This window comes from Citrobacter sp. CK198 (assembly GCF_030333295.1).
Lineage (GTDB): Bacteria > Pseudomonadota > Gammaproteobacteria > Enterobacterales > Enterobacteriaceae > Citrobacter_B > Citrobacter_B koseri.
This window is the reverse complement of the sequence record NZ_JAOWGE010000030.1, coordinates 101,384-125,804: the sequence shown is the minus strand read 5'-3', so window position 1 is coordinate 125,804 and position 24,421 is coordinate 101,384. Positions and strand designations below refer to the sequence as shown.

The 24,421-nt window shown below is 55.3% G+C and carries 23 protein-coding genes; 15 read left to right on the top strand and 8 right to left on the bottom strand.

Annotated features, from left to right (window positions below):
* The first annotated feature begins 93 nt into the window (after window positions 1-93).
* The 3 genes from tehA (at window position 94) to OGY62_RS09460 (ending at window position 2,511) form a co-directional block, all read left to right on the top strand.
* Window positions 94-1,095, top strand: a complete 1,002-nt coding sequence (gene tehA, locus OGY62_RS09470) for a dicarboxylate transporter/tellurite-resistance protein TehA (protein ID WP_058669188.1) — start codon at window positions 94-96, stop codon at window positions 1,093-1,095.
* The gene (tehB, locus tag OGY62_RS09465; RefSeq protein WP_012132341.1) at window positions 1,095-1,691 is read left to right on the top strand and encodes a tellurite resistance methyltransferase TehB; all 597 of its coding nucleotides are present in this window, start codon (window positions 1,095-1,097) and stop codon (window positions 1,689-1,691) included. Before tehA ends, tehB begins: the two co-directional genes overlap by 1 nt.
* Before the next feature lie 151 nt (window positions 1,692-1,842).
* The gene (locus tag OGY62_RS09460; protein ID WP_047463635.1) at window positions 1,843-2,511 is read left to right on the top strand and encodes a DUF3313 domain-containing protein; all 669 of its coding nucleotides are present in this window, start codon (window positions 1,843-1,845) and stop codon (window positions 2,509-2,511) included.
* A gap of 32 nt (window positions 2,512-2,543) precedes the next feature.
* On the opposite strand, the gene OGY62_RS09455 is transcribed toward OGY62_RS09460, so the two are convergent.
* A complete protein-coding gene (locus OGY62_RS09455; protein WP_200073724.1) occupies window positions 2,544-3,452 on the bottom strand; it encodes a DMT family transporter in 909 nt (302 codons plus the stop codon).
* Window positions 3,453-3,645: 193 nt separating this feature from the next.
* Here OGY62_RS09455 and OGY62_RS09450 point away from each other — a divergent pair, with 193 nt between their 5' ends.
* Window positions 3,646-4,521: an AraC family transcriptional regulator gene (locus OGY62_RS09450; protein ID WP_012132344.1), complete on the top strand. Its 876-nt coding sequence runs from the start codon at window positions 3,646-3,648 to the stop codon at window positions 4,519-4,521.
* Here OGY62_RS09450 and OGY62_RS09445 read toward each other — a convergent pair.
* Window positions 4,498-5,664, bottom strand: a complete 1,167-nt coding sequence (locus tag OGY62_RS09445) for a benzoate/H(+) symporter BenE family transporter (RefSeq protein WP_147294128.1) — start codon at window positions 5,662-5,664, stop codon at window positions 4,498-4,500. The two genes, OGY62_RS09450 and OGY62_RS09445, sit on opposite strands and share 24 nt — an antisense overlap.
* 92 nt (window positions 5,665-5,756) lie before the next feature.
* Here OGY62_RS09445 and OGY62_RS09440 point away from each other — a divergent pair, with 92 nt between their 5' ends.
* The 6 genes from OGY62_RS09440 (at window position 5,757) to patD (ending at window position 12,399) form a co-directional block, all read left to right on the top strand.
* Window positions 5,757-6,293, top strand: coding sequence for a helix-turn-helix domain-containing protein (locus tag OGY62_RS09440; RefSeq protein WP_058669186.1), 537 nt, complete (start codon window positions 5,757-5,759; stop codon window positions 6,291-6,293).
* Between the two features lie 78 nt (window positions 6,294-6,371).
* Complete coding sequence (locus OGY62_RS09435; RefSeq protein WP_134769406.1) at window positions 6,372-8,333, top strand: peptidase U32 family protein; 1,962 nt, start codon at window positions 6,372-6,374, stop codon at window positions 8,331-8,333.
* 221 nt (window positions 8,334-8,554) lie between these two features.
* The gene (locus tag OGY62_RS09430; RefSeq protein ID WP_071818852.1) at window positions 8,555-8,731 is read left to right on the top strand and encodes a type II toxin-antitoxin system HicA family toxin; all 177 of its coding nucleotides are present in this window, start codon (window positions 8,555-8,557) and stop codon (window positions 8,729-8,731) included.
* Between the two features lie 46 nt (window positions 8,732-8,777).
* Window positions 8,778-9,194 carry a type II toxin-antitoxin system HicB family antitoxin gene (locus OGY62_RS09425; RefSeq protein ID WP_125337124.1) on the top strand — a complete coding sequence of 139 codons (417 nt, stop codon included), beginning with the start codon at window positions 8,778-8,780 and terminating at the stop codon, window positions 9,192-9,194.
* 51 nt (window positions 9,195-9,245) lie between these two features.
* On the top strand, window positions 9,246-10,655 hold the full coding sequence (locus tag OGY62_RS09420) for an aminotransferase-like domain-containing protein (RefSeq protein WP_286459647.1): 1,410 nt from the start codon (window positions 9,246-9,248) through the stop codon (window positions 10,653-10,655).
* Window positions 10,656-10,974: 319 nt separating this feature from the next.
* Window positions 10,975-12,399, top strand: coding sequence for an aminobutyraldehyde dehydrogenase (gene patD / locus OGY62_RS09415; protein ID WP_286459645.1), 1,425 nt, complete (start codon window positions 10,975-10,977; stop codon window positions 12,397-12,399).
* Between the two features lie 98 nt (window positions 12,400-12,497).
* Here the strand turns inward: patD and yncL are convergent, their stop codons facing one another.
* Window positions 12,498-12,593, bottom strand: coding sequence for a stress response membrane protein YncL (gene yncL / locus OGY62_RS09410; protein WP_071818853.1), 96 nt, complete (start codon window positions 12,591-12,593; stop codon window positions 12,498-12,500).
* 191 nt (window positions 12,594-12,784) lie between these two features.
* Here yncL and OGY62_RS09405 point away from each other — a divergent pair, with 191 nt between their 5' ends.
* Complete coding sequence (locus tag OGY62_RS09405; RefSeq protein ID WP_047464087.1) at window positions 12,785-12,958, top strand: GhoT/OrtT family toxin; 174 nt, start codon at window positions 12,785-12,787, stop codon at window positions 12,956-12,958.
* A 65-nt stretch (window positions 12,959-13,023) separates the two neighbouring features.
* Here OGY62_RS09405 and OGY62_RS09400 read toward each other — a convergent pair whose 3' ends face one another.
* Genes OGY62_RS09400 through OGY62_RS09390 form a run of 3 tightly spaced genes read right to left on the bottom strand, consistent with a single transcriptional unit; the run spans window position 13,024 to window position 19,506 of the window.
* Entirely contained in the window at window positions 13,024-15,192 is a 2,169-nt protein-coding gene (locus OGY62_RS09400) for a virulence factor SrfC family protein (protein ID WP_286459643.1), read from the bottom strand.
* Window positions 15,189-18,170, bottom strand: a complete 2,982-nt coding sequence (locus OGY62_RS09395; protein ID WP_286459642.1) for a virulence factor SrfB — start codon at window positions 18,168-18,170, stop codon at window positions 15,189-15,191. Before OGY62_RS09395 ends, OGY62_RS09400 begins: the two co-directional genes overlap by 4 nt.
* A 4-nt stretch (window positions 18,171-18,174) precedes the next feature.
* Window positions 18,175-19,506 carry an SrfA family protein gene (locus tag OGY62_RS09390; RefSeq protein ID WP_286459640.1) on the bottom strand — a complete coding sequence of 444 codons (1,332 nt, stop codon included), beginning with the start codon at window positions 19,504-19,506 and terminating at the stop codon, window positions 18,175-18,177.
* A 282-nt stretch (window positions 19,507-19,788) separates the two neighbouring features.
* On the opposite strand from OGY62_RS09390, the gene OGY62_RS09385 reads away from it, so the two are divergent.
* Entirely contained in the window at window positions 19,789-21,387 is a 1,599-nt protein-coding gene (locus tag OGY62_RS09385) for an ABC transporter substrate-binding protein (protein ID WP_110494251.1), read from the top strand.
* A 17-nt stretch (window positions 21,388-21,404) separates the two neighbouring features.
* Window positions 21,405-21,638, top strand: coding sequence for a YdcY family protein (locus tag OGY62_RS09380; protein WP_012132361.1), 234 nt, complete (start codon window positions 21,405-21,407; stop codon window positions 21,636-21,638).
* 82 nt (window positions 21,639-21,720) lie between these two features.
* Here the strand turns inward: OGY62_RS09380 and OGY62_RS09375 are convergent, their stop codons facing one another.
* Entirely contained in the window at window positions 21,721-22,170 is a 450-nt protein-coding gene (locus tag OGY62_RS09375) for a DMT family transporter (protein ID WP_104868649.1), read from the bottom strand.
* Complete coding sequence (locus OGY62_RS09370) at window positions 22,167-22,685, bottom strand: GNAT family N-acetyltransferase (RefSeq protein ID WP_049008494.1); 519 nt, start codon at window positions 22,683-22,685, stop codon at window positions 22,167-22,169. The genes OGY62_RS09375 and OGY62_RS09370 overlap by 4 nt, the downstream gene beginning before the upstream one ends.
* Window positions 22,686-22,722: 37 nt before the next feature.
* On the opposite strand from OGY62_RS09370, the gene OGY62_RS09365 reads away from it, so the two are divergent.
* Together OGY62_RS09365 and curA are read left to right on the top strand one after the other, a co-directional pair.
* Window positions 22,723-23,298, top strand: coding sequence for a helix-turn-helix domain-containing protein (locus OGY62_RS09365; protein ID WP_115181623.1), 576 nt, complete (start codon window positions 22,723-22,725; stop codon window positions 23,296-23,298).
* 48 nt (window positions 23,299-23,346) lie between these two features.
* The gene (gene curA / locus OGY62_RS09360; RefSeq protein ID WP_200023401.1) at window positions 23,347-24,384 is read left to right on the top strand and encodes an NADPH-dependent curcumin/dihydrocurcumin reductase; all 1,038 of its coding nucleotides are present in this window, start codon (window positions 23,347-23,349) and stop codon (window positions 24,382-24,384) included.
* The last annotated feature ends 37 nt before the right edge of the window (window positions 24,385-24,421 follow it).

Sequence of the window (24,421 nt, the reverse complement as noted above, 5' to 3'; positions counted from 1 at the left end):
GCTTAAGATAACCGTAGCAAATTTTTCAGCACTGGCTAAACAGGGCGAAATTCCATAAAATGCATTTAAAATATACTTTATAAATTAAACAAAATGAGTAAGAACAAGCAGAGCGACCGGGTGCTTAATCTTCCGGCTGGCTATTTTGGGATGGTACTGGGCACCATTGGCATGGGCTTCGCGTGGCGCTATGCCAGCCATATCTGGCCCGTCAGTCACTGGATTGGCGATGGCCTGGTGATCCTGGCAATGATCATCTGGAGCTTGCTGACGCTTGCCTTTCTTAACCGTCTGCTGCGTTTTCCGCAGAGCGTACTGGCGGAGGTACGGCATCCGGTAAAGAGCAGTTTTGTCAGCCTTTTTCCTGCGACCACGATGCTGGTGGCGATTGGTTTTGTCCCCTGGTGTCGTGGGTTAGCCGTGGGATTGTTCAGCATTGGCGTCGTGGTGCAACTGGCTTATGCCGCATGGCAAACGGCGGGACTCTGGCGCGGTTCGCATCCTGAAGAGGCGACAACGCCGGGGCTGTATCTGCCGACGGTAGCGAATAACTTTATTAGCGCGATGGCCTGCGGCGCGTTGGGTTACAACGACGCCGGGCTGGTCTTTTTAGGGGCTGGCGTATTCTCGTGGTTGAGTCTGGAACCCGTTATTTTGCAACGTTTGCGCAGTTCCGGTGAATTACCGGCGGTACTGCGCACATCGCTGGGCATTCAGTTGGCTCCGGCGTTAGTGGCCTGTAGCGCCTGGCTGAGCGTCAACGGCGGAGAAGGCGATACGCTGGCAAAAATGCTGTTTGGCTATGGCTTGCTGCAACTGCTTTTCATGCTGCGCCTGATGCCGTGGTATCTGTCGCAGCCGTTTAATGCCTCTTTCTGGAGCTTCTCGTTCGGCGTTTCAGCGCTGGCGACGACAGGGCTGCATTTAGGGCACGCCAGCGCGTCGGGATTTTTTCATACGCTGGCGATTCCGTTGTTTATTTTTACCAATTTTATCATAGCGTTATTGCTCGTACGCACGTTTGCGCTGCTGATGCAGGGGAAACTTCTCGTGCGCACAGAACGCGCCGCATTACTGAAATCTGAGGATAACTAATGACCCTTCGTGACGAAAATTACTTTACTGAAAAATACGATTTAACCCGTACGCACTCCGACGTCGTTGAGGCGGCAAAGGTGGTCGCGCCGGGTAAAACGTTGGATCTGGGCTGCGGAAATGGCCGTAATAGCCTCTATCTGGCGGCGAACGGCTATGACGTTACCGCCTGGGATAAGAATCCGATGAGCATCGCCAACGTTGAGCGCATCAAAGCGGCGGAAGGGCTGGAAAACCTGCAAGCAAAGGTGGTTGACCTTAACGCGTTAAGCTTCGAAGGCGACTACGATTTTATTCTCTCAACGGTCGTGATGATGTTCCTGGAAGCGAAAACCATTCCGGGGCTGATTGCCAATATGCAGCGCTGCACCAAACCGGGCGGGCATAACCTGATTGTGGCGGCAATGGATACGGAAGATTTCCCCTGTACCGTGGGTTTCCCGTTTGCGTTTAAAGAAGGGGAACTGCGCCGTTACTACGAAGGCTGGGAATTGCTGAAATACAACGAGGATGTGGGTGAACTTCACCGCACGGACGCCAACGGCAACCGCATCAAACTGCGTTTTGCGACGCTGCTGGCGCGTAAAAGCGCATAACGCAATTTTACGATAGCGTTGCAGGCCTGATACGGCCTGCAACTCGCCGTGTTGAATTTGTGCTGGCGATACCATTTATAGTCCATCCAGATTAGTTTCCTTTTGCTACTATTCCAATTGCATATCTGCAAAAACAAAAGGGATAGTTTCCATGCGTACTCATACTTTATTTAAAGTTGCAGTGCTTTCTGGCTTATTGGCTTTATCTGGCTGTGCGTCAAAAATCACTCAGCCGGATAAATATTCTGGGTTCTTAAAAGATTATTCAGGGCTGAAAGAAACAACCTCCGCAACGGGAAAACCGGTGCTCCGTTGGGTTGACTCCAGCTTTGATGAATCTAAATATGACAGCATCGTCTGGAACCCGATAACCTACTATCCGGTGCCAAAACCCACGACGCAGGTCGGGCAGCAGGTTCTGGATAAATTACGAAGCTATACCGATACCCAACTGAAAACGGCCATTGAGAAACGTAAACCTCTGGTGACGACCCCAGGGCCGCGTAGCCTGATTTTCCGCGGCGCGATAACCGGCGTTGATACCAGCAAAGAGGGGTTGCAATTCTATGAGGTGGTGCCGGTCGCCCTGGTGGTTGCGGGTACGCAGATGGCGACAGGCCATCGCACAATGGATACGCATCTTTACTTTGAAGGCGAGCTGATTGATGCCGCCACCAATAAACCGGTGGTGAAAGTGGTTCGTCAGGGCGAGGGTAAAGACCTGAGCAACGAAAATACGCCGATGGCGTTTGAAACGTTGAAAGAAGTGATTGATGACATGGCGACTGATGCCACCATGTTTGATGTCGGTAAAAAATAAGTTCACGCGCCATCTTCGGATGGCGCGTTTTTTTATGCCGCCCGGCGACGGTAAATTAACTTACTCATTAACGCCTCTGGACGCGTGAACATCACCAGATTGCCAACCAGAATCAGCACTAATCCAACAACGGCATTCATTTGCCAGACGTAACCTTCGTAGAGTGTGGATATTGTCAGCGCCACCAGAGGAAACAGCAGCGTACTGTAGGCCGCGTTGCCGGGGCCGATGCGTCCCACCAGAGTAAAATACGCGCCAAACGCGATAACGGAACCGAATATTGCCAGATACAGCAGGGCGCCGAGGTAGCTCAACGTCCATTGCGGCGTGAAGTTATCGCCGCGTATACAGGCAATGGCGGCGATCAGCAGCGTGCCGTACAGCATCGCCCAGCTGTTGGTGGTCATGACTTCCAGACCTTTTCTCTGATGGCGCATGCTGATCATATTGCCCAAAGAGAAGCCAAACGTTCCCAGCACGCTCAGACCAATCCCCAGTAACAGCGAGTGGTTCCAGCCGCTGTTGGCCAGATCCTGCCAGAACAGCGTGATAATGCCCGTTAATCCCAGACCGGCAGCGTAATAAAAGCGTAGCGGCGGTTTATGCCCGAAGAACACAAAGCTGTTAACCGCATTGAACAGTACGGCCATTGAGAAAATGACGGACTCCAGCCCCGTGTTGATCCAGGCGGCGGCGCTATAAAAACACCAGAAATTAAAGCAGAAGACGCATCCGCCCTGTAACAGGCAAAACAGGTGGTCGCGCCCGGATAATTTACGTAATTTCCCGCTCGCCAGCAGGATGAGCATCATTAACGCGCTGGCGACGGCAAACCGCCAGAAAATGGACACGGGCGCCGATACCGGGCCTTGTTGCAGATAAATCGCAATCCAGGTGGTTCCCCAAATGACAACCACCAGACAGTATAATAATGCGTTCATAACACTCTCTTCTTTATCTTTATTATCCGAAGAAGGAATGTGACATGTAAAAAATGCGCGCGCTTGCACCGGTTTGCGGATGACTTGCAAAATCTTGCGCTTTTTTGCCGCTGTCTGACCGGTGAGGGCTGGAAACGGATCGTGGCTGTTATAGACTGAGATTCTACTTATTACTGCTTTGTGATGTGATGGTATGTCTCAGTCTTATGATGCCTTTGAAAATTTACGCAAACATAATGCCGTGCTGCATGACTCGGTTGCGTTGCATTCGGGTGTCCAGCTGGCGGCATGGTCAAATAAACGTGACAACATTACGCAATATTGCGATCACCATACTCTCAGCCTGTATGTCGCTGACGGCTACGAGAGCTACCACAAAACGCCGGGCGGCTGGAAGAATGGCGGGGGGCCGGATCGCTTCTGTCTGATGCCAAAAGAGAGTGAGTCCGTCTGGGACATTCGCGACGACCTGTCGTTTGTCCATCTCTACTGTACAGATGCCCATCTGCGGGATGTTGGGGAAAAGGTCTGGGATAAAAGCCCGTACAGCTTTACCCTGGATGAGCGCACCTTTGGCAACGATCCGGGAATAACGGCGGTTTATCGCCAGTTCCTGCTGGGAAATGACTGGCAGCAACCGGCGAATCATATGACGCTCAGCGCCGCCTCGTCACTGCTGTTGACGCATCTGGTGCAGCATTACAGTAACGTGCAGTGGCGTCTCCCGACGGTTACTGGCGGGTTGGCGCCAGCCACGCTGCGCAATGTGCTGGCGTACATTGAAGCGCATCTTGCTGAGCCGCTGACGTTAAGCGATCTGGCGCGCGAGGCGGCATTGAGCGAATTTCATTTCGCCAGAATGTTTCGCCAGTCGATGAACATGGCGCCGCACCAGTACGTGATGCAGCGTCGTATGGCGCTGGCACAGCAATGGGTCTGCCATTCAACCCGTTCGCTGTCAGAGATCGCGATGGCCTGCGGATTCAGTTCAGCGAGCCATTTCAGCAATCGCTTTAAGCAGGTGACCGGTAAGACGCCGTCGCAGTTACGCGCGGCGAGCAAACGATAGCACCCCGTAGCAGACGCCTCCGACTACCAGTCCCCAAAACGCAGAGCCAATGCCCAGCAGCGTCAACCCGCTTGCGGTGACGAGAAAGGTCACGATCGCGGCATCACGCTCCGTTTCATTAAGCAATGCCTGGTACAGACTACCGCTGATTGTTCCCAGCAGCGCCAGCCCGGCCAGCATCTGAATCCAGCTTACGGGCAGAGCGGCCATCAGAGCGGTGACGGAACCGCCAAACAATCCCGCCAGCAGATAGAACCCGCCTGCGACAGCCGCAGCCAGCCAGCGACGCCCGGCGTCCGGGTGCGCTTCGGGACTCTGGCAAATGGCGGCGGTAATAGCGGCAATGCATATGGAGTAGACGCCAAAAGGAGATAAAACCAGCGCCAGCAGCCCTGTAAACACGATCAGCGGCGAAACCGGAAGGGAGTAACCGGAGGCTTTCATCGTGGCGATACCGGGCGCGTTTTGTGACGCCATTGTCACCAGAAATAGTGGAATGGCGACGCCGAGGCTATGAGCAAGCGAAAAATGGGGCGCGATAAACGCCGGTAGCACCGGGGAGAAGGTTATGCCAGACGTGACAATGTCACCTTTCATGCCTGCAACCAGAATACCGACAACCATTGCGGCGATAATCGCATAGCGCGGCACCAGCACTTTCAGCGCTAACCACGCCAACAGCATACTGCCGCACAGAAACAGCTCGCCATTCAGATGACCAAACGCCTGCAAACCAAAACGCAATAAAATACCGGCCAGCATCGCGGCAGCAAGAGAATGCGGAATCACCTGCATTAAGCGGGCAAACAACCCGGTTACGCCGCACAGAACGATTAACGCATTCGCGACAATAAATACGCCGATGGCCTCCGCCAGCGTGAGACCCTGCAAGCCGGTAACCAGTAACGCGGCGCCGGGCGTTGACCATGCCGTCAGTACCGGAGCACGATACCATAGGGTTAACGCCAGCGTACTGACGCCCATCGCGATGCCAAGCGCCGTCATCCATCCGGCAATTTGTCCGGTTGATGCGCCGGCGGCAATCGCGGCTTGCCAGATGATTGCCGCTGAGCTTGCATAGCCGACCAGGACCGCAACGAAACCAGACAACACGGTTGGCAGAGGAAGTGAAAATGACCGCATGATTGCCCCTTGTGCGTTATAACGGTCACAAACTGTAGCATTGTGCGCTATAGCGCACAAGTGATAGACTGCGGCTTTACCGGGGGAGAAAAATGGACAACCTGACCCATTATCTGGCGACGACGCTGAAGGCGCTGCGCCAACAGCGAGAATGGAGTCTGTCGCGTCTGGCGGAAGCGACAGGGGTTTCAAAAGCAATGCTCGGCCAGATAGAGCGCAACGAATCCAGCCCGACGGTATCGACATTATGGAAGATTGCCACCGGTTTGAATGTCCCGTTTTCAACGTTTATCTCCCCGCCGGAAGCGGAGGATCTCCCGACCTTCGACCCGCAGCAGCAGGCAATGGTGATCACGCCGCTGTTTCCGTGGGACCCGCAGCTCCGTTTTGACCATTTTTCAATATTGATGGCCCCGGGCGCGCTTAGCGAATCGACGCCGCATGAGGCAGGCGTCATCGAACATGTGGTGGTGATTCAGGGAACGCTGGATATGTGTATTGCCGGGGAGTGGCGCACGCTCAAATCCGGCGAAGGCGTGCGTTTTGCGGGCGATGCCGCCCATGCGTATCGCAATAGCAGCGACCAGACGGTTCACTTTCACTCCTTGATCCATTACCCACATAGTTAGACGGGAAAAGTATTCCGAAACGTCGCGCTTCTGACTACAATAGCCGCCATTTTGCTGTTATTGGATGATATTAACCGTATGCGCCAGCAACCTCATCACCTTGAACTGTTAAGTCCGGCACGCGATACCGCCATTGCTCGTGAAGCGATCTTACATGGCGCCGATGCTGTTTACATCGGCGGGCCGGGCTTCGGCGCGCGGCATAATGCCAGTAACAGCCTGAAAGATATCGCGGAACTGGTGCCTTTTGCGCATCGCTATGGCGCGAAGATCTTTGTGACGTTAAACACCATTCTGCATGATGATGAGCTTGAGCCCGCGCAACGGCTGATTACCGATCTGTACCAGACCGGCGTCGATGCGCTGATTGTGCAGGATATGGGCATCCTGGAACTGGACATTCCCCCCATTGAACTGCATGCCAGTACGCAGTGTGATATCCGCAGCGTTGAAAAGGCGAAATTCCTTGCCGACGTCGGTTTCACCCAGATTGTGCTGGCGCGCGAACTGAGTCTGAGCCAGATCCAGGCGATTCATCAGGCCACCGACGCCACTATTGAGTTTTTCATCCACGGCGCGCTGTGCGTGGCTTATTCCGGGCAGTGCTATATCTCTCATGCGCAGACCGGTCGCAGCGCTAACCGTGGCGACTGCTCCCAGGCCTGTCGCCTGCCGTACACCTTAAAAGACGATCAGGGGCGGGTGGTCTCGTACGAAAAACACCTGTTATCGATGAAAGATAATGACCAGACGGCCAATCTGGGCGCGTTGATCGATGCCGGCGTGCGTTCCTTCAAAATTGAAGGGCGCTACAAAGACATGAGCTATGTGAAGAACATCACGGCGCACTATCGCCAGATGCTGGATGCGATTATCGAGGAGCGTGGCGACCTGGCGCGGGCTTCCGCCGGTCGTACTGAGCACTTTTTTATTCCTTCTACGGATAAAACCTTCCATCGCGGCAGTACCGACTATTTTGTTAACGCCCGTAAAGGGGATATCGGCGCGTTCGATTCGCCAAAATTTATCGGTTTACCGGTAGGCGAAGTCGTCAAAGTGGCAAAAGATCACCTGGACGTTGAGGTGACGGAACCGTTATCCAACGGCGATGGCCTGAATGTGCTGATCAAACGTGAAGTGGTGGGGTTTCGCGCCAATACGGTGGAAAAGACGGGACAGAACCGTTATCGCGTCTGGCCGAATGAAATGCCGCCCGACCTGCATAAAGTGCGCCCGCATCATCCGCTGAACCGTAATCTCGACCACAACTGGCAGCAGGCGTTAACCAAAACCTCCAGCGAACGCCGGGTGGCGGTGGATATCGCGTTAGGCGGCTGGCAGGAACAGCTAATTCTGACGCTGACCAGCGAAGAGGGCGTGAGCGTCACCCATACGCTGGAGGGACAGTTTGACGAGGCGAACAACGCCGAAAAAGCGTTGAACAACCTGAAAGAAGGCGTGGCGAAGCTGGGACAGACGATGTACTACGCACGTAGCGTTGAGGTGAATCTCCCCGGCGCACTGTTCGTGCCGAACAGTTTACTCAACCAGTTCCGTCGCGAAGCGGCAGAAATGCTGGATGCGGCGCGTCTGGCGAACTATCAACGCGGCAGCCGTAAGCCGGTGGCGCAACCAGCCCCGGTTTACCCGGAAACGCATTTGAGCTTCCTGGCTAACGTCTACAATCACAAAGCGCGCGCGTTTTATCATCGCTACGGCGTTCAACTGATCGACGCGGCGTATGAGGCGCACCAGGAGAAGGGCGATGTGCCGGTGATGATCACCAAACATTGTTTGCGCTTTGCCTTTAACCTGTGCCCGAAACAGGCGAAAGGGAATATCAAAAGCTGGAAAGCAACGCCGATGCAACTGGTACACGGCGACGAAGTATTGACGCTGAAGTTTGATTGCCGTCCGTGCGAAATGCACGTTATCGGCAAGATCAAAAATCATATTCTGAAAATGCCCTTGCCCGGCAGCGTTGTCGCCTCCGTAAGCCCGGAAGATCTGATGAAAACGCTGCCAAAACGTAAAAGCTAAGTCAGCGGCTGGCCGGGAACGCTGAGCGTCACCCGGCCACGCCTGATGTACCTTAAAACCCCTCTCACCATAATTAACCTTCCCGCAAAACTGGAACCAGCTTTCCGGTTTTTGAGTGTTAATCAGCCAAAAGCCATTTCGGGGTGTATAACATTCAAAAAAAGAGAAAAGGTAAACAAAAATGTTTACCTTATGGTTATAATACATGGCAGGGAGGCGCGGTGAAGCAGAGCGAATTCAGACGCTGGCTTGAATCTCAGGGAGTCGATGTAACAAATGGAACGAATCATTTGAAGTTGAGATATCACGACAAACGAAGCGTCATGCCCAGACATCCTGGTGATGAAATTAAAGACACCCTGCGTAAAGCAATACTAAAGCAGCTTGGTTTGAATTAATCATCAGATATATAAGGTTGATCACATGAGAGCGTTACCAGAAATTATGCGTTATCCCGTCAATCTCATTCCCGCAGAAGAAGGGGGTTATGTTGTGTCGTTCCCGGACATTCCAGAGGCGTTAACACAAGGTGACACCCGCCATGAGTCTCTCGAAGCCGCGCAGGGCGCATTAGTCACCGCCTTTGAATTTTATTTTGAAGATAACCAGCCAATTCCTTTACCTTCAATGGTTGATGAAGCTGATGATTATGTGGAGATTCCTCTAAGCATTGCGTCTAAAGTCCTTTTGTTGAATGCGTTCCTTGAATCAAAAATCACGCAGCAGGAGCTGGCGAGGCGCATTGGCAGACCCAAGCAGGAAATTACCCGACTATTCGACTTGAAACACGCAACGAAAATCGATGCTGTACAGATTGCGGCCAGAGCATTGGGTAAAGAGTTATCGCTGACTATGCTTTAGCTTTTCCGGTTGTTCCAGCAGGCATTACATATTGTGTGAAATAAAAAAACGATGAAGAAATATCAGCGACTGGCGGAACAAATTTGCGATCAAATCGCCTCCGGCGTGTGGCAGCCTGGCGATCGATTACCCTCCTTGCGTGAGCAGGTGGTCAGCAGCGGCATGAGTTTTATGACCGTAGGACACGCGTATCAGTTGCTGGAAAGCCAGGGGCGCATTATTGCGCGTCCGCAGTCGGGTTATTACGTGGCGGCGCGCCCGGTGCGCCAGCCTGCGATGCCGCCCGTGCAGGTAATGCGCGATGAAGCCGTTGATATTAATACCTATATTTTCGAAATGTTGCAGGCTAGCCGGGATGCGTCGGTGATGCCGTTCGCCTCTGCCTTTCCAGACCCGCGTCTGTTTCCGTTGCAGCAGCTTAACCGTTCCCTGGCGCAGGTCAGTAAAACCGCCACGGCCATGAGCGTGATTGAGAACCTGCCGCCGGGGAACAGCGAGCTGCGCCATGCCATCGCCCGACGCTATGCGCAGCAGGGAATTACCGTCTCTCCTGATGAAATCGTCATTACCGCCGGGGCGCTGGAAGCCCTGAACCTCAGCCTTCAGGCGGTTACCGAACCGGGCGACTGGGTTATTGTGGAGAATCCCTGCTTTTATGGCGCGTTACAGGCGCTGGAGCGACTCCGCCTGAAAGCGCTTTCTGTCGCCACGGATGTAAAAGAGGGGATCGATTTAGCGGCGCTGGAACAGGCATTACAGGAGTATCCGGTGAAGGCGTGCTGGCTGATGACCAATAGCCAAAACCCGCTCGGCTTCACCCTTAGCCCGGAGAAAAAAGCGCGGCTGGTCGCGTTACTGGATCAGTACAACGTCGTGCTGATTGAAGATGACGTGTACAGCGAGCTCTATTTTGGCCGCGACAAACCGCTACCTGCCAAAGCCTGGGATCGCCACGACAAAATATTGCATTGCTCGTCATTCTCGAAATGTCTGGTTCCCGGTTTTCGTATCGGTTGGGTTGCAGCGGGAAAGTACGCCAGACAAATTCAGCGGCTACAACTGATGAGTACGCTATCCACCAGTTCACCGATGCAGCTTGCTCTGGTCGATTATCTTTCGACACGCCGCTATGACGCGCATTTGCGTCGTCTGCGCCGCCAGCTGGCAGAGCGAAAACAGCAGGCCTGGCAAACGCTGCTGCGCCATCTGCCCGCTGAGGTGAAGATTCACCACAATGACAGCGGCTATTTTCTCTGGCTGGAACTGCCCGAATCTCTTGATGCCGGGGAACTCAGTGCGCAGGCTCTGGCGCATCAGATCAGTATCGCCCCCGGTAAAATGTTTTCGACCTCTGATACCTGGTCGCATTTTTTCCGGTTTAATACCGCATGGGGGTGGGGAGAAAGAGAGGAGCAGGCGGTATATCAACTGGGGAAACTTATTCGCGATATGCTGAAATAAAATACGCGTTGCCATCTTTTGGTTTTAGCCAAAATAGAGAAAGCGTATCGATTATCAGGGCAGAACGTTATTTATCGCTGACTCGCCATAGGAAATATCAATACCCCCCGTCTTTTCCATCCTCAGCCTAACTCCTTGTCTATACTCCGAAAGATGGAACATGCGCGCCGCGTGGAGCGGCGTAATGCGCGTCAGCTCACAACCTGATTAAATTTCCTTATCCCAACAGGTGCGCGGCAGACGCGCCGACTATTTTTAGGAAAGGACATATATTTACGGCAAGGCTGCCGCTCAATATTTTGCGACAGGAGCAAGATGTATGCCACATCAATTACTGATTAACGGCGAGCTGGTCAGCGGTGAAGGTGAAAAACAGCCCGTCTACAACCCGGCGACGGGCGAGGTGATTCTGGAGATTGCAGAGGCGTCGCCCGCACAGGTAGATGCCGCCGTTCGCGCCGCAGACCGGGCATTCGCGGAATGGGGGCAAACCACGCCAAAAGCCAGAGCGGAGCTGCTGTTAACACTGGCGGACGTGATTGAGGAAAATGCGCAGACATTCGCCGAACTGGAGTCGCAAAATTGCGGGAAGCCGCTGCATTGCGCGCTCAATGATGAGATCCCGGCGATTGTCGATGTATTTCGCTTCTTTGCCGGCGCCGCACGCTGTCTGAACGGCCTGGCGGCGGGGGAGTATCTGGAAGGGCATACCTCGATGATCCGCCGCGATCCGGTTGGGGTCGTCGCCTCGATCGCGCCGTGGAACTATCCGCTGATGATGGCGGCCTGGAAACTGGCGCCAGCGCTGGCGGCGGGTAACTGTGTGGTGATAAAACCGTCTGAAATCACGCCGCTGACGGCATTGAAGCTGGCGGAGTTTGCGAAGGATATTTTCCCGCCAGGCGTGCTTAACGTGCTGTTCGGGCGGGGCAAGACGGTCGGCGATCCGCTCACCGGGCATGAAAAAGTACGGATGGTCTCCCTGACCGGCTCGATTGCGACGGGCGAGCACATTATTCAACATACCGCGCCCTCCATTAAGCGCACGCACATGGAATTAGGCGGTAAGGCTCCGGTGATTGTCTTTGATGATGCCGATCTGGATGCCGTTGTCGAAGGTGTGCGAACGTTCGGTTTCTACAATGCCGGGCAGGATTGTACGGCGGCCTGTCGTATCTATGCGCAAAAAGGGATCTATGACGCGTTGGTTGAGAAACTCGGCGCGGCGGTCGCCAGCCTGAAAACCGGTTCGCCAAACGACGAATCGACTGAGCTTGGGCCGCTCAGCTCGCAAGCGCACCTTGAGCGAGTGACAAAAGCGGTGGAAGAGGCGAAAGCGCTCGGACATATCAACGTGGTGACCGGCGGCCAGAAACTGGACGGCGCAGGATACTATTTTGCGCCAACGCTGCTGGCCGGCGCAAAACAGGAGGACGCCATCGTGCAGCAAGAAGTGTTCGGCCCGGTTGTCAGCATGACGGTGTTTGATGATGAAGAGCAGGTGCTGGCGTGGGCAAATGATACTCAGTACGGGCTGGCATCATCCGTCTGGACGAAAGATGTAGGGCGGGCGCATCGCCTGAGCGCGCGATTGCAGTATGGCTGCACCTGGGTTAATACGCATTTCATGCTGGTGAGCGAGATGCCGCACGGTGGGCAAAAACGCTCGGGCTACGGCAAGGATATGTCACTTTATGGGCTGGAAGACTATACGGTTATCCGCCACATAATGGTTAAACATTAAGGATAATTTACCGTTCCGGCGCGGCATGGGAAGATCGTAAATCGATGGCAGAGAGAAGGAACGCTCTCTGCCAGTATGCGCAGCAAGCACTCAGTACATCAGGCAAACCAGCCGAATCTCAATGAGATAAGGCCAAAAAGTCCAATAGCAGCAAAGACATTTATCAGCACCACGGTTTTACTGGAAACATTCATTTTTGCCACCTTTCGTTATGACCCCTTTGTGTATAGTACGGGTTCAGGCAATCCGCAATAAGACAAAATATGAACATGGTGAATGGTGCCGCTATTTCAGCGTTTTGCTGAATAGTACGGATAAAACTTGATGTACGTCAAAAAAAAGAGCATATTGCGCGCGTTTTTCCCCTCTGGTTCGGATGCCCGAAATGTCGCTCTACCAAAAAATGTTGGTTTTTTACGCAGTGATGGCGGCGATTGCCTGCCTGATTACCTGGTTTCTTTCCCACGATAAAAAACGTATCCGCTTTCTGAGCGCCGTTCTCGTGGGCGCAACCTGGCCGATGAGTCTGCCCGTCGCATTGTTATTTTCGTTGTTTTGATGAGATGAAGATGGCCGGATGGCGGCGCGAGCGCCTTATCCGGCTTACGATGTTGCGTAGCGCCATCAGGCATTGAGCATGAGCAGCGCCATCAGCCGTTTTTTGTCGGCGTCGGACACATCCTGCGGATGCTGATACCCCTTATTTTCATTTGCCCGGGTATAGAGCGCGACCAGCCAGTCATACACATAGCGACTGGCGGCATGTACCGGCTGTTCATCCAGTTGGGTGAGCCGGGCCATCGGTTGCAGGCGAGGCGCGCTGAAGATCGCCGATCCTTTCTGGAACCGGCTGGCGGGTCGGGCGTCCTCCGCCACATTTTCGTAGCCAAGCCAGGCGATAAAGTTACCGATCCCGGCATGCAGCTGCGCGCCGCAAACCTCTTCACGCTGCATAATCTGCTGTAACTGCTGAGGCACATTAAGCCGATAGCTGGCGGTAATCAGAATATCCACGACCAGCCTGAGCGTATGCGACTCCAGACCTAAACGACGGGCGTTGCTCTCATTTCGGCTCCACTGGCGCACATGGTTAATCCACATTTTGTGGGCCAGATACCCTGTTTCTTTGTTTTCTGCCGGGCGGGGAGCGTCTGGCTCATCCGCAAACAGATCGATCTCTTCATTAAACAGGCCGCTGACCTGCTCCTCGCGCGGCTGCTGGATACGCAAAAGCGACTCAAAATGGTGTATCGGCGGCAGAAGCCCGTCGAGCAACTCGCCATGCCGGGCGGCCTGCCCCTGAAGCTGGCGAATAACGGATTCCGTCGCCTTACTGCCGCTGTCTTTTGGGGTGATATGGCTCAACAGCAGGTCATGAAGCCGTTGTTGATGCTGCTCACACAGGGAGGCCAGCCGCGCCTGGCGCTGTAACGGCGATGTCGCCTGTGACAGCCATTCCACCAGACGCTGCAAGCTGTGTTTATCCAGCGCCTGAAGGGTGCCCCAGTGAAGGCCGGGTTTCCCCATTAACTGCTGCACGGCTTCATCAAGATTCTGCTGCGTTGTGAAACGCGCATCCTGCGGCGTAATGGCCCAGACCACGCCCGGTAGCGCGGCGTCGCGCAGCGGTTGTGTATCGTTCACCCAGCCCAGCAGCGTGCGGGCGGCAGCGGGCGTTTGCGACCGGGCGGAGGTGGCATTGCAAATGACCAGCACATCGGGCTGCAAATGTTGGCGATAATGTTCCAGCATCCAGCCGAGTTTTGCCCGCCAGAGTGGATGCGGGTGCGCATCCGGCGCCAGCGGAATATCCAGCAGATCGACATTATCCAGCGCCGTGTTTTCAACGCTAAGCACCAGTTCACGCGTCAGCAAAGCCAGTGAATCCAGAGAGAGGCTCACCGCATTGAGTAACTGATGGTGCTCGACAGGATGTACAACGACGTCGCTCTGCGCGTCGTTGCCGGATAACGCGCCCTGGGTCAGAAAACTTTCTGCCGGAAGGCCAAAATGATCGACCAGCAGACTCAACGGCGCCGCTAACTCTTGCGCATGGCCGGTCTGTTGCAGCGTACGCGCCAGCGTTAGCCACTGTTGCGTTAATTCAGGCTGTTCGCCCCAGAGTAATGCCCAGGCGCTGGCGCGGGTCGTCAGATCCACCGAGGGCAGCAGGGAGGCGAACTGATGCCAGAGCGCATCGTCGATTTGCTGTTGCCCGACAGGAACGCAGGCGCGCCAGAAACGGGCAATGGCGGCGACGTCCTCTGCGGTCACGCCCTGAACCGGCTGACGCTGACGCAGCGCCTGCCACTTTTCTAACCGCGTCTCAATAATGGATTTTTCGACCTGCCGGTTATCGGGTGAGGCGCTGGCCCAGGCGATAAACAGTTGTACCAGTTCAGCTTCACTGATGAGCCGCAGACGCAGCGGCCATTCGCTATCAACCGCCGCGCTTTCATCCTGCGTAAAACGGATCGCCATATTGGCTGGCGCATGGCCTGGGTTGATATGGGTAAAATAGTCAAAGCAGCGATCCGGCGTGGCGATGTTCAGTTTTCCCTCGCCGTTACCGCACAGCGCGCCAAGCAGATGCGCTTTTGAGGATTGTGAATGGCCATACAGACCGATGCTGCCTCTTGCCTGTTGCGCGGCGTTCAGCGCCGATTCACCGGCGGCGGCGAGTGTGAGCTGCGCCAGCAGGGCGTCTGCTTCATCATCCAGGCGTACTGCGTGCTGACGTGTATGGTTAACCCACGCAATGGCGGCCTGTGTGGTGTTTAACGTCTTGCTCATTTCAGGTACACGCTCCCGCTGTCGATCCAGTAGTGGCTGCCGCTATGACGACGGTCGGCCAGGGTATTCAGTTTTAAGGTCAGGGCATTCGCGGCGACGGGCGTTCCATCCTGTAGCCAGGCGTCACTCAGCACAAACGATTCCGGCCCCGTCTCTTTGTTCCCGCCGCGCAGTTGCAGCCGGACATTGAGAACGCCATCACCGGCGATGGTTTTCGCCAGCTCTGCTGAGTTAATGCTCAGGGTATAGAGTGGGGTCGCAGGCCAGCGGCTGTTCGCCAGTTGGCGGAAACCGAGCGTCACATTGCCGCGAAGCGGGAAGTGCAGACGGGTATCCAGCTTCGCGCCGGGTTTATCGAGGTCGATCTCCTGATACCAGACGTTTTCATCACGCAAGGTATTGACCGTGTTATCCAGAACGCCGAGATAGCGTACGGTGGAATAGGCGCCGATATCGGCGGCTTTAAAGTTAAAGCGCGGCAGCCGTAAATCCAGCGCCAGGCTACACAGCATCGCCCCCACGGCGGCGGTTGATTTCGGGTTGCCAATCCGCCCCTGTTGGCTGAAGGGATACCATTCATGGACGCGATACTTGTCCATCCAGACGATGCGGTTAACGGGAACCGGCTGTAAATGGCGGATCAGCGCCTGCACGCCGGGCAGACAGGTTGGTCTGCCCGTCACCAGCAGAATGTCGCAGCGGTAATGAGAAATCGCTTCGCAAACGGCATGCAGCGGCGAGGTCAGGGTAAACTGACCGGCCAGTAGTGCCTCCTGTAAGTGGCTGAACTGCACCTGCAACGGCACGCTCAGCAGATCGAACGCCGGTGAGCCTGAAGGCAGCGCATGGTCGATCGCCTGCTGGATGTAATTCATCACGTTGCGCGTAGGGCGTTGAGTCAGCAGTTCGCCGAAGGTCGCGTGTAGACCCGCGAGCGAATCGTTAACATCGCTCTGTTCCCAGGCGGCCAGTACGGCGTGCCCCAGCGGCATAAACAGCTGTAGCGCCGTTTGTTGACGCAAAATCGCCTGTGTATCAATGCGGCCTGAATCTCCAAACAGCGTTGCCAGCAGGGCGGCGGCATCCGTCACGCCGGCCTGCTGTAAGCGGGTTTGCAGCGCAGGCAATATGCATTTCTGGATGACGTCCAGCAGCATGTCATCGCCCGCGACTTTAAACCCTTCACGGAACAGTAAGTGCGGGGTGATCTTGACGTTCGCGCCGACGCCGTCATCAAGCTGGTAGTGGACGACCGCCATATCCGTCGTGCCGCCGCCAATGTCGATAGACGCCACGCGTAGCGCCCGACCTTTGGTTTCGCCCGGTTCCGGCAAACGGTCCGGGCGAGCCAGGGCGTTGAAGAACGTCTCCGTGCGCCCGGCGTAATGGGAAATCGCTTCGTTATACAGCCATACCAGCTGTCCGCAGCTGGCTTCATCCCATTCCATCTGAATGTCCGGCACCGGAACAACGCTCTTTTCCTGCTGTTTACGGGAGGAAAAATCCTCATCCTGCGGATGCCAGCCCATCGCTTTCCATACCAGTGCGATGGCTTCGAACATACGCTGGCGGAAAATTTCGCGTTCCTGTTTCGGCATTGCCGATGGCAGGGTCAGAATCAGCGTGCGCAACTGACGCGGCGACGCCGGAAAACCGAGGCGTAACCGCGTCGCCACGCTGTTCATTTGCCCCAGCGCCTGCGACAGAATTTCGCACAGCATGTGCGTCATCAGCGTGCTGCGGCTGTACTGCGGCGAAAAGACCGGCAACCGGTCATCGGGCGGCAGGCTGAATAACGGTTGTCCGTCGTCATTCATCAGATTCATCAGCGGGAAGGCGGTGGCGAGCGGTTCTCGCTGCGTTTTGCTGTTCATCTGGCTGAAGCGCCAGTCCTGTAAAACCGGGGTTTCGTCCCACAAATAACGACGCGGGCTGGAGATCCCGCTGCTGCCTTCCGTTCCCAGACGCTGCATAGCCAGTTTGCGGGCTTCGTCGCCCACGCGCACAATCGATGGCCAGATAAAGGCGTCGTCGCGGCCGCTTTCAACCGAAAAATGCTGTTTGCCGAAACGCGCTTCAGAGAACTCCAGTCGGCTGGTGAACAGCGGATCGTTAAGACATTGCGGCTCACTTAAAGAGCGTACCTGTAATTCCGCCGTCTGGCGTAAACCGTCATTGGCGTCGCCGTGATCTTCAATCAATACGCCGCAGGTATGGGTATTGCCGACGTCCAGAATCAGATCCACCGGAATCGCAGGCGTGCTGAGCGTGTGGGTGACCAGCTTCACTTCCGGCACGGAAAGCTGTTCCCCCAGTAACGTCATCAGATTCAACCAGTGCGCCTGGTACTCAAAGTTACGCAGCGCCTGCTGAATCTCCTGCTCGGAGCGGTTCTCCTCCTGGGCGACGTGGTGAAGGAAGGATTCGCGCAGCCAGCCGTCAATCCACGTCTGGTCAAGAAAATCGGCAATTTCATCATCGCGCCAGGCCAGCGCGAACCGCGTGCCATTGAGCAGGTCGTTTTCGTTAGGCGCCAGCGCCGCCGGCGCGTTCTCGCTTAACTGGCTGTCCAGCGCCACGGTAATGCGGTGCGTATGGCCCGCGCTGTCGGGTTCAGGCAGCTTACGCACCTGTACGCGCGCCCAGTTGTCGGGGCCTTCCACAAACGTACGGGGAGGGTTAAAGCGCAGGAAAGGGAGCGGCAACCAGACGCCATCCAGCACATCCAGCGAATAATGCAACATCTGGGTGCTTTCCGGTTTGACCACTTCAGCTTGACCCCCCGTGCGCCCCGGTACCGTATAGCGCCCGTTGGTCAGATCAAAGTCGAGCCGGAGCAGGGGGCCGTTCGCCGTTTTACGCACGAAACGACCAAGATGGGCAGACTCCTGCGGCGTCAGGCCGAAGTCGAGGAATTGTACGCCGCTGTTTGCGATGAGCGTTACGCTCTGTTTGTAATCACACAGATTCACCAACATAAAATCAGGCACCTATCTTTTTGATCGTCAACGGGACTTCCGCATGGGCGTCATAACGCGCTGAGCAAGCCGCAACGTCATTCGTGCTGGCTTTACAGGTGATTTCCGGCATCGGGTAGCGCGAACCATCGGTGCAACGTGCGTGACCACGGCTCTTGATCATCAGCTCTCCGGTCTGATGCAGGCCGGAGAAAATGTCCGCCCGGCAGACGATGTTGTCGCCGTGTACCACCCGGGCGGTGCCTTTGTTGTTCTGGATCTGGTAACGCAGCGAAGGCGCTTTTCCGCTGACCGGATCTTTAACGTCAATCAGTACGCGCCAGTTTCCATTCAAAAAGCGCGTGACTCCCGCTTTCATCTGACCGGCATCCATCACCAGCGCATCTTTGGGGATGGCGGCGATCACCACCGGTTCATCTGCGGGCTTCGCTTTTTTCACTGGCGGAATCACTTCCGCCTGATGCAGCGGCAGTTGGGCAATCATCTTCGGCAACGGTTTACTGTCCACTTTCGCGGCGACAACCGGCGTACTGACCGTCGTGGCTTCGGCGACGGGGGCAGACGGTTTCCATAACAGCGGCGCCGCAACGGCGGCAACAATCACGGCGGCAACCGGCAGACTCCATAGCGGCAGACGCGAAGAGGGCTTCACGGGAGCGGTTGGAGATGGCGAAGGCGCTTGCGGTTCGCTGACAACAACAGGGGCGACCGGTTCAGGTTCGGGTTCCTGGGGGCGTTCAATCATCACCGGCGTCAGTAATGGCTCATCGGAACGGGCAAACGTCACCTCTGGCAACGGCTCATCTTCCACCTCCTGCTCGGGTTCAGCGGCAGGCGGCAGGACGGGCGGAACATCAATGGCGCGCAGGCAGTCAAGTACGTCCTCACGGGTGTTTTCATTAAGATTCACAAACCCCCAGAAGGTGATGACCGGTTTGCCATCAACCAGAAAAACGTGGTTTTCCCCAGGGAACTGAACCGCTTTTTCCAGCAGGGAACCGAACAGCTGCAACGAAGTTTTCCCGGATTGCAGACTTTTGCGGCTCAGCGCCGCCGCGTTTTCCAGCGTGCTGCTCAGGTAGCGCAGCGCCCGAAATCGCGCTTCTTCCTCCGCGACCTTCCATGCGATGGCTTTTCCCTCGACCGGGGAATACCAGTCGACGCGATCGCCGCTGTCATTAATTTGCGGGATCGCCAGACAATCCACCATTGCCTGCTGTTTACGCAGACGAAGCGTTTCACGAATTTGCAATGCGGAATCAAATACGGCCTGACCGCCGCCGCCCACGGCCTGATAGTCGTCCAGATTGCCGCTACGTAAGAGAGTTTTTGCCACGTTGTTGTCCCTTAGACTTCTTCACGCATCTACTTTACGGATTACAAAGACAAGCAAACGGCGGAAGAGAGGCAAAAAGGGGCTAATTTTCATGGCATAGCGCCGGGGGAAAAATCTTGACGTTTTCAAAAAGACTTAAGGGAAATTATTTCACGCCGCAGGACGCATTCATTAGCGAAAAATACCATAACGGAATAACCTGAGAGTGATTCGTTATTTGTCAGCTTTTGTAAGCTATGCTCATATGACTCTCTTTATAATCAAATGAAAAGGCTTATAACGATGTCCACAGGGAAAACGTTGCTCGCGCTGGCGCTCAGCGCACTTTTACCGGCAGGGGCGGCATTTGCGGCCAATACCGATACCATCATCTACTGTTCTGAAGCCTCACCCGAATCGTTTAACCCGCAAATCGCCAGCTCCGGCCCGTCATTCGTGGCCAGTTCGCAGGTGTTGTACAACCGACTGATCAATTTCGATCCGGTAAAAAATACGCCGGTGCCGTCGCTGGCGACCGACTGGACGATTTCCCCGGACGGGAAAACATACACGTTTACGCTGCGTCAGGGTGTGAAATTCAACAGCAATAAATTCTTTAAACCGACGCGCGATTTTAATGCCGATGACGTTATTTTCTCGGTGCTGCGCCAGAAGGATGCAGATCATCCGTACCATAATGTGTCGCAGGGCAGCTACGAATACTTCAATGATGTCGGCCTCGATAAGTTGATTAAAGAGGTGAAAAAGGTCGACGATTATCACGTCCAGTTTGTGCTGAACGAACCCAATGCGGCATTCCTCGCTGACTGGGGCATGGATTTCGCCTCCATTCTCTCCGCAGAGTATGCCGATGCGATGCTGAAAAAAGGCACACCGGAAAACGTCGATAACTGGCCTGTCGGCACTGGCCCTTACGTACTGCAACACTACAAGCAGGATTCACAGATTCGCTACCTGGCGAACCCGAACTACTGGGATGGCGAAGTGCCGACCAGACATCTTATTTTCTCGATTACGCCTAACGCCCAGACGCGCCTGGCAAAACTGCAAACCAACGAGTGCCAGATTATTCCGGCGCCATCACCCGTACAGTTTGACGAGATTAAAAAGAATAATGCGTTAACGCTGCATTCGGTCGATGCGCTGAACGTCGGCTATCTGGCCTTTAATACCGAGAAAAAACCGTTTGATAACGTACTGGTGCGCCAGGCGTTAAATTACGCCACTGATAAAAAAGCCATTATCAACGCGGTGTTCCTCGGTTCCGGTACGGTGGCGAAATCGCCCATTCCGCCAAATATGATGGGCTTTAATAACAACCTGAAGGATTACGACTACGATCCGCAAAAAGCCAAAGATTTGCTGAAGCAGGCGGGGCTGGAGAAGGGGTTTGAGGCAACGCTCTGGTCGATGCCGGTGCAACGCCCTTATAACCCCAATTCCCGGCGCATTGCGGAGATGATCCAGAGCGACTGGGCAAAAGTCGGCGTGACGGCGAAAATCGTCTCTTACGAATGGGGAGAGTATCTGTCCGGGATGCGTAAAGGCGAGCACGATACCGCGCTGTTCGGCTGGATGTCTGACAATGGCGATCCAGATAACTTTGCCGATGTGCTGCTGGGCTGCAACAGCATAAAAACCGGCTCAAATGCCGCGCGCTGGTGCGATAAAGGGTATGATGATCTCGTCCAGAAAGCGAAACGGGTGAGCAAGCCGGAAGAACGTGCGCAGCTCTACCAGCAGGCGCAGGACATTTTCTATCAGAAAGCGCCGTGGATCGCGCTGGCAAACGGCAAAACGTTCTACGCCACACGCAGCAACGTAACCGGATACAGCGTAAGCCTGATGGGCAGTGATTTTTCAAAAGCTAAATTGAATTGATGGTTTAAGGAGAGTTTATGTCGCACCTGGAAGAGGTCACTGCGCGCGTAGATGCCGCTATCGAAGAGAGCGTCATTACCCATATGAACGAACTGCTGATCGCGCTGAGCGATGATGCCGAACTGAGCCGGGAAGATCGTTACACCCAGCAACAGCGGCTACGGACGGCGATTGCGCATCACGGTCGTCAGTACAAGGAAGATATGGAAGCGCGTCGCGAACAGCTTACCAAAGGTGGTAGCATTCTCTGACGTTGATAAGCACGGCCTGTGAGGGATGTACAGGCCGGATAAAGCGTTTACGCCGCGACGCCGCCATCCAGCGAAGCGGCAGTTAAAACTGGCGTCTGGCGACCAGCCACGCGCCGATCACCAACAACACCGCGCCGCAAACCGGGCCTGCCAGCGCACGTAACGGCACGCCATGACTTCTCAAAATGTCCAATACCAGGCCGCCAATAAGCTGACTGGCAACCAGAACCGCGATAGTCGTCGCCGCGCCAACGTACTGATACCCGCTAATACTGGCGAAAACAAAAAACGATCCGAGCAAGCCGGGAATCAACGTCCACCAGCGCACGCTGGAAACCAGCTCGCTAAACCCCGCCGCGCCTTGTTTAAACCACAAAATGCTGACAAACAGGACAATCCCGACCAGCGAGTTCAGCAGCATGGCGATGAGAATCGTTGACGAGTTCTGTGTAATGCGCACCATAAGCGTGTTTTGCACAACCAGCCCAATACCGGCGGCAATCAGAAAGGCGAGGGTCAGCGTCTGGTTCATCCGCGCGCATCCGGGTCGCGGCGATCGTCAAGCTGAAGCTGCATAAACGTCAGATCCAGCCAGCGGCCGAATTTGGTGCCAACCTGCGGCATTTGGGCGGTAATGCGGAACCCCAGCGTTTCGTGCAGATGCAGCGATGCCTGGTTTTGCGACTCGATTCCGGCGACCATCACATGCTTGCCACATGCGCGCGCTTCCTCGATCAGACGGCTGAGAAGCGCCCGTCCGAGGCCTTTCCCCTGATGATCCGGGTGGACATATACGGAATGTTCGACCGTATGGCGGAAACCGTCAAAGTTACGCCAGTCGCCAAAGGAGGCGTACCCGGTGACGACGCCATTCTCTTCACTGACCAGAACCGGATAGCCTGATAGCTGACGCGCATCAAACCATGCGATGCGGTTATCCACATCGACCGTTTGATCGTTCCAGATTGCCGCCGTGTGCAATACCGCGTGATTGTAGATTTCGGCGATGGCGGCGCAGTCTTCTTTGCCAGCAAATCGAATAGACATGTTGAACCTCAGTTGTTGTTCACTATAGTATTACGATATGAATACTATCGAAGACAGCATAAATCAACGGATCAGTGCAAGAATTCGCATTGAGCGTGAATCGCGGGGCTGGTCGCTGACGGAGCTTGCCGAGCGGGCAGGCGTATCGCGCGCCATGATCCACAAAATCGAACGCGGAGAGAGCAGCCCGACGGCCACGCTGCTGGGGCGGCTTTCCGGGGCGTTTGGCATCAGCATGTCGACGCTGATCGCGCGTGCAGAAATGCAGGAGGGCAAGCTGCTGCGTTTTGCCGATCAACCCGTCTGGCACGACCCGCAGACGCACTATCTGCGCCGCCACGTCTCACCGCGCAGCGACCTGCCCATCGATCTCGTACAAATCTCGCTTCCGGCGGGGAGTGACGTACCGATGCCTGCGGCATCCTACGCGCAGGCAAGACAGCTTATCTGGCTACAGCAGGGAGAGCTGGTCTTTGTCGAAGGCGGGGTTCGCCATGAGATGAAAGCGGGCGACTGCCTGGAGCTGGGGCCGCCAAACGACTGCCGTTTTATCAATGAGACGCAGGAAACATGCGTTTACCTGGTTGTGCGCTTAAACCACGCGGGTAATTAATGTTCGGCTACTATTGAGGGATTCATGCCACAAGCAGAGGAGAACATCATGGGCCAACAAGCATACCGTAATCGTCGTTGGGTTCTGGCTTCGCGTCCGCATGGCGCGCCGGTTGAGAGCAACTTCCGCATGGAAGAGGACGACGTGGCGACGCCCGGTGAAGGGCAAGTGCTGTTACGTACAATTTTCCTGTCCCTCGATCCCTACATGCGCGGAAGAATGAGCGACGAACCGTCCTACTCACCGCCAGTGGAGATCGACGGTGTGATGGTTGGCGGAACGGTCAGCCGGGTCGTGGAGTCCAGCCACCCTGATTACCATCCGGGAGAATGGGTATTAAGTTACAGCGGCTGGCAGGATTATGATATTTCCGACGGGAAAGGGCTGGTGAAACTCGGTGACAACCCTGAGCATCCATCATGGGCGTTGGGTGTGCTGGGGATGCCAGGCTTTACCGCCTATATGGGACTGCTGGATATCGGCCAGCCCAAAGCAGGGGAAACGCTGGTCGTTGCGGCCGCCACCGGGCCGGTCGGCGCAACCGTCGGGCAAATCGGCAAACTGAAAGGCTGTCATGTGGTGGGTGTCGCAGGCGGCGCAGAAAAATGCCGCTACGCGACCGAGACTCTCGGTTTTGACATATGCCTCGATCACCACGCGGCGGATTTTGCGGAACAACTGGCGAAAGCCTGCCCGCAGGGAATTGATGTGTATTATGAAAATGTCGGCGGTAAGGTGTTTGATGCGGTTCTGCCGCTGTTGAATACTTCGGCACGTATCCCGTTGTGTGGTCTGGTGAGCGGGTATAACGCCACAAAACTCCCCGACGGACCTGACCGGCTGCCACTATTAATGGCGACGCTGTTAAAAAAACGCATCCGCCTGCAAGGGTTTATTATTGGTCAGGACTACGGGCACCGGATTCATGAGTTTCAGCAGGAGATGGGGCGCTGGGTCAAAGAAGGGAAGATCCACTACCGCGAACAGATCACCGACGGACTGGAAAAAGCGCCGGGGGCGTTTATCGGTCTGCTGACCGGGAAGAACTTCGGCAAGGTCGTGATTCGCCTGGCGGATGATGCCTGAGAATTGACGCTGAATGACATTAAAAAATAGCGGGGCG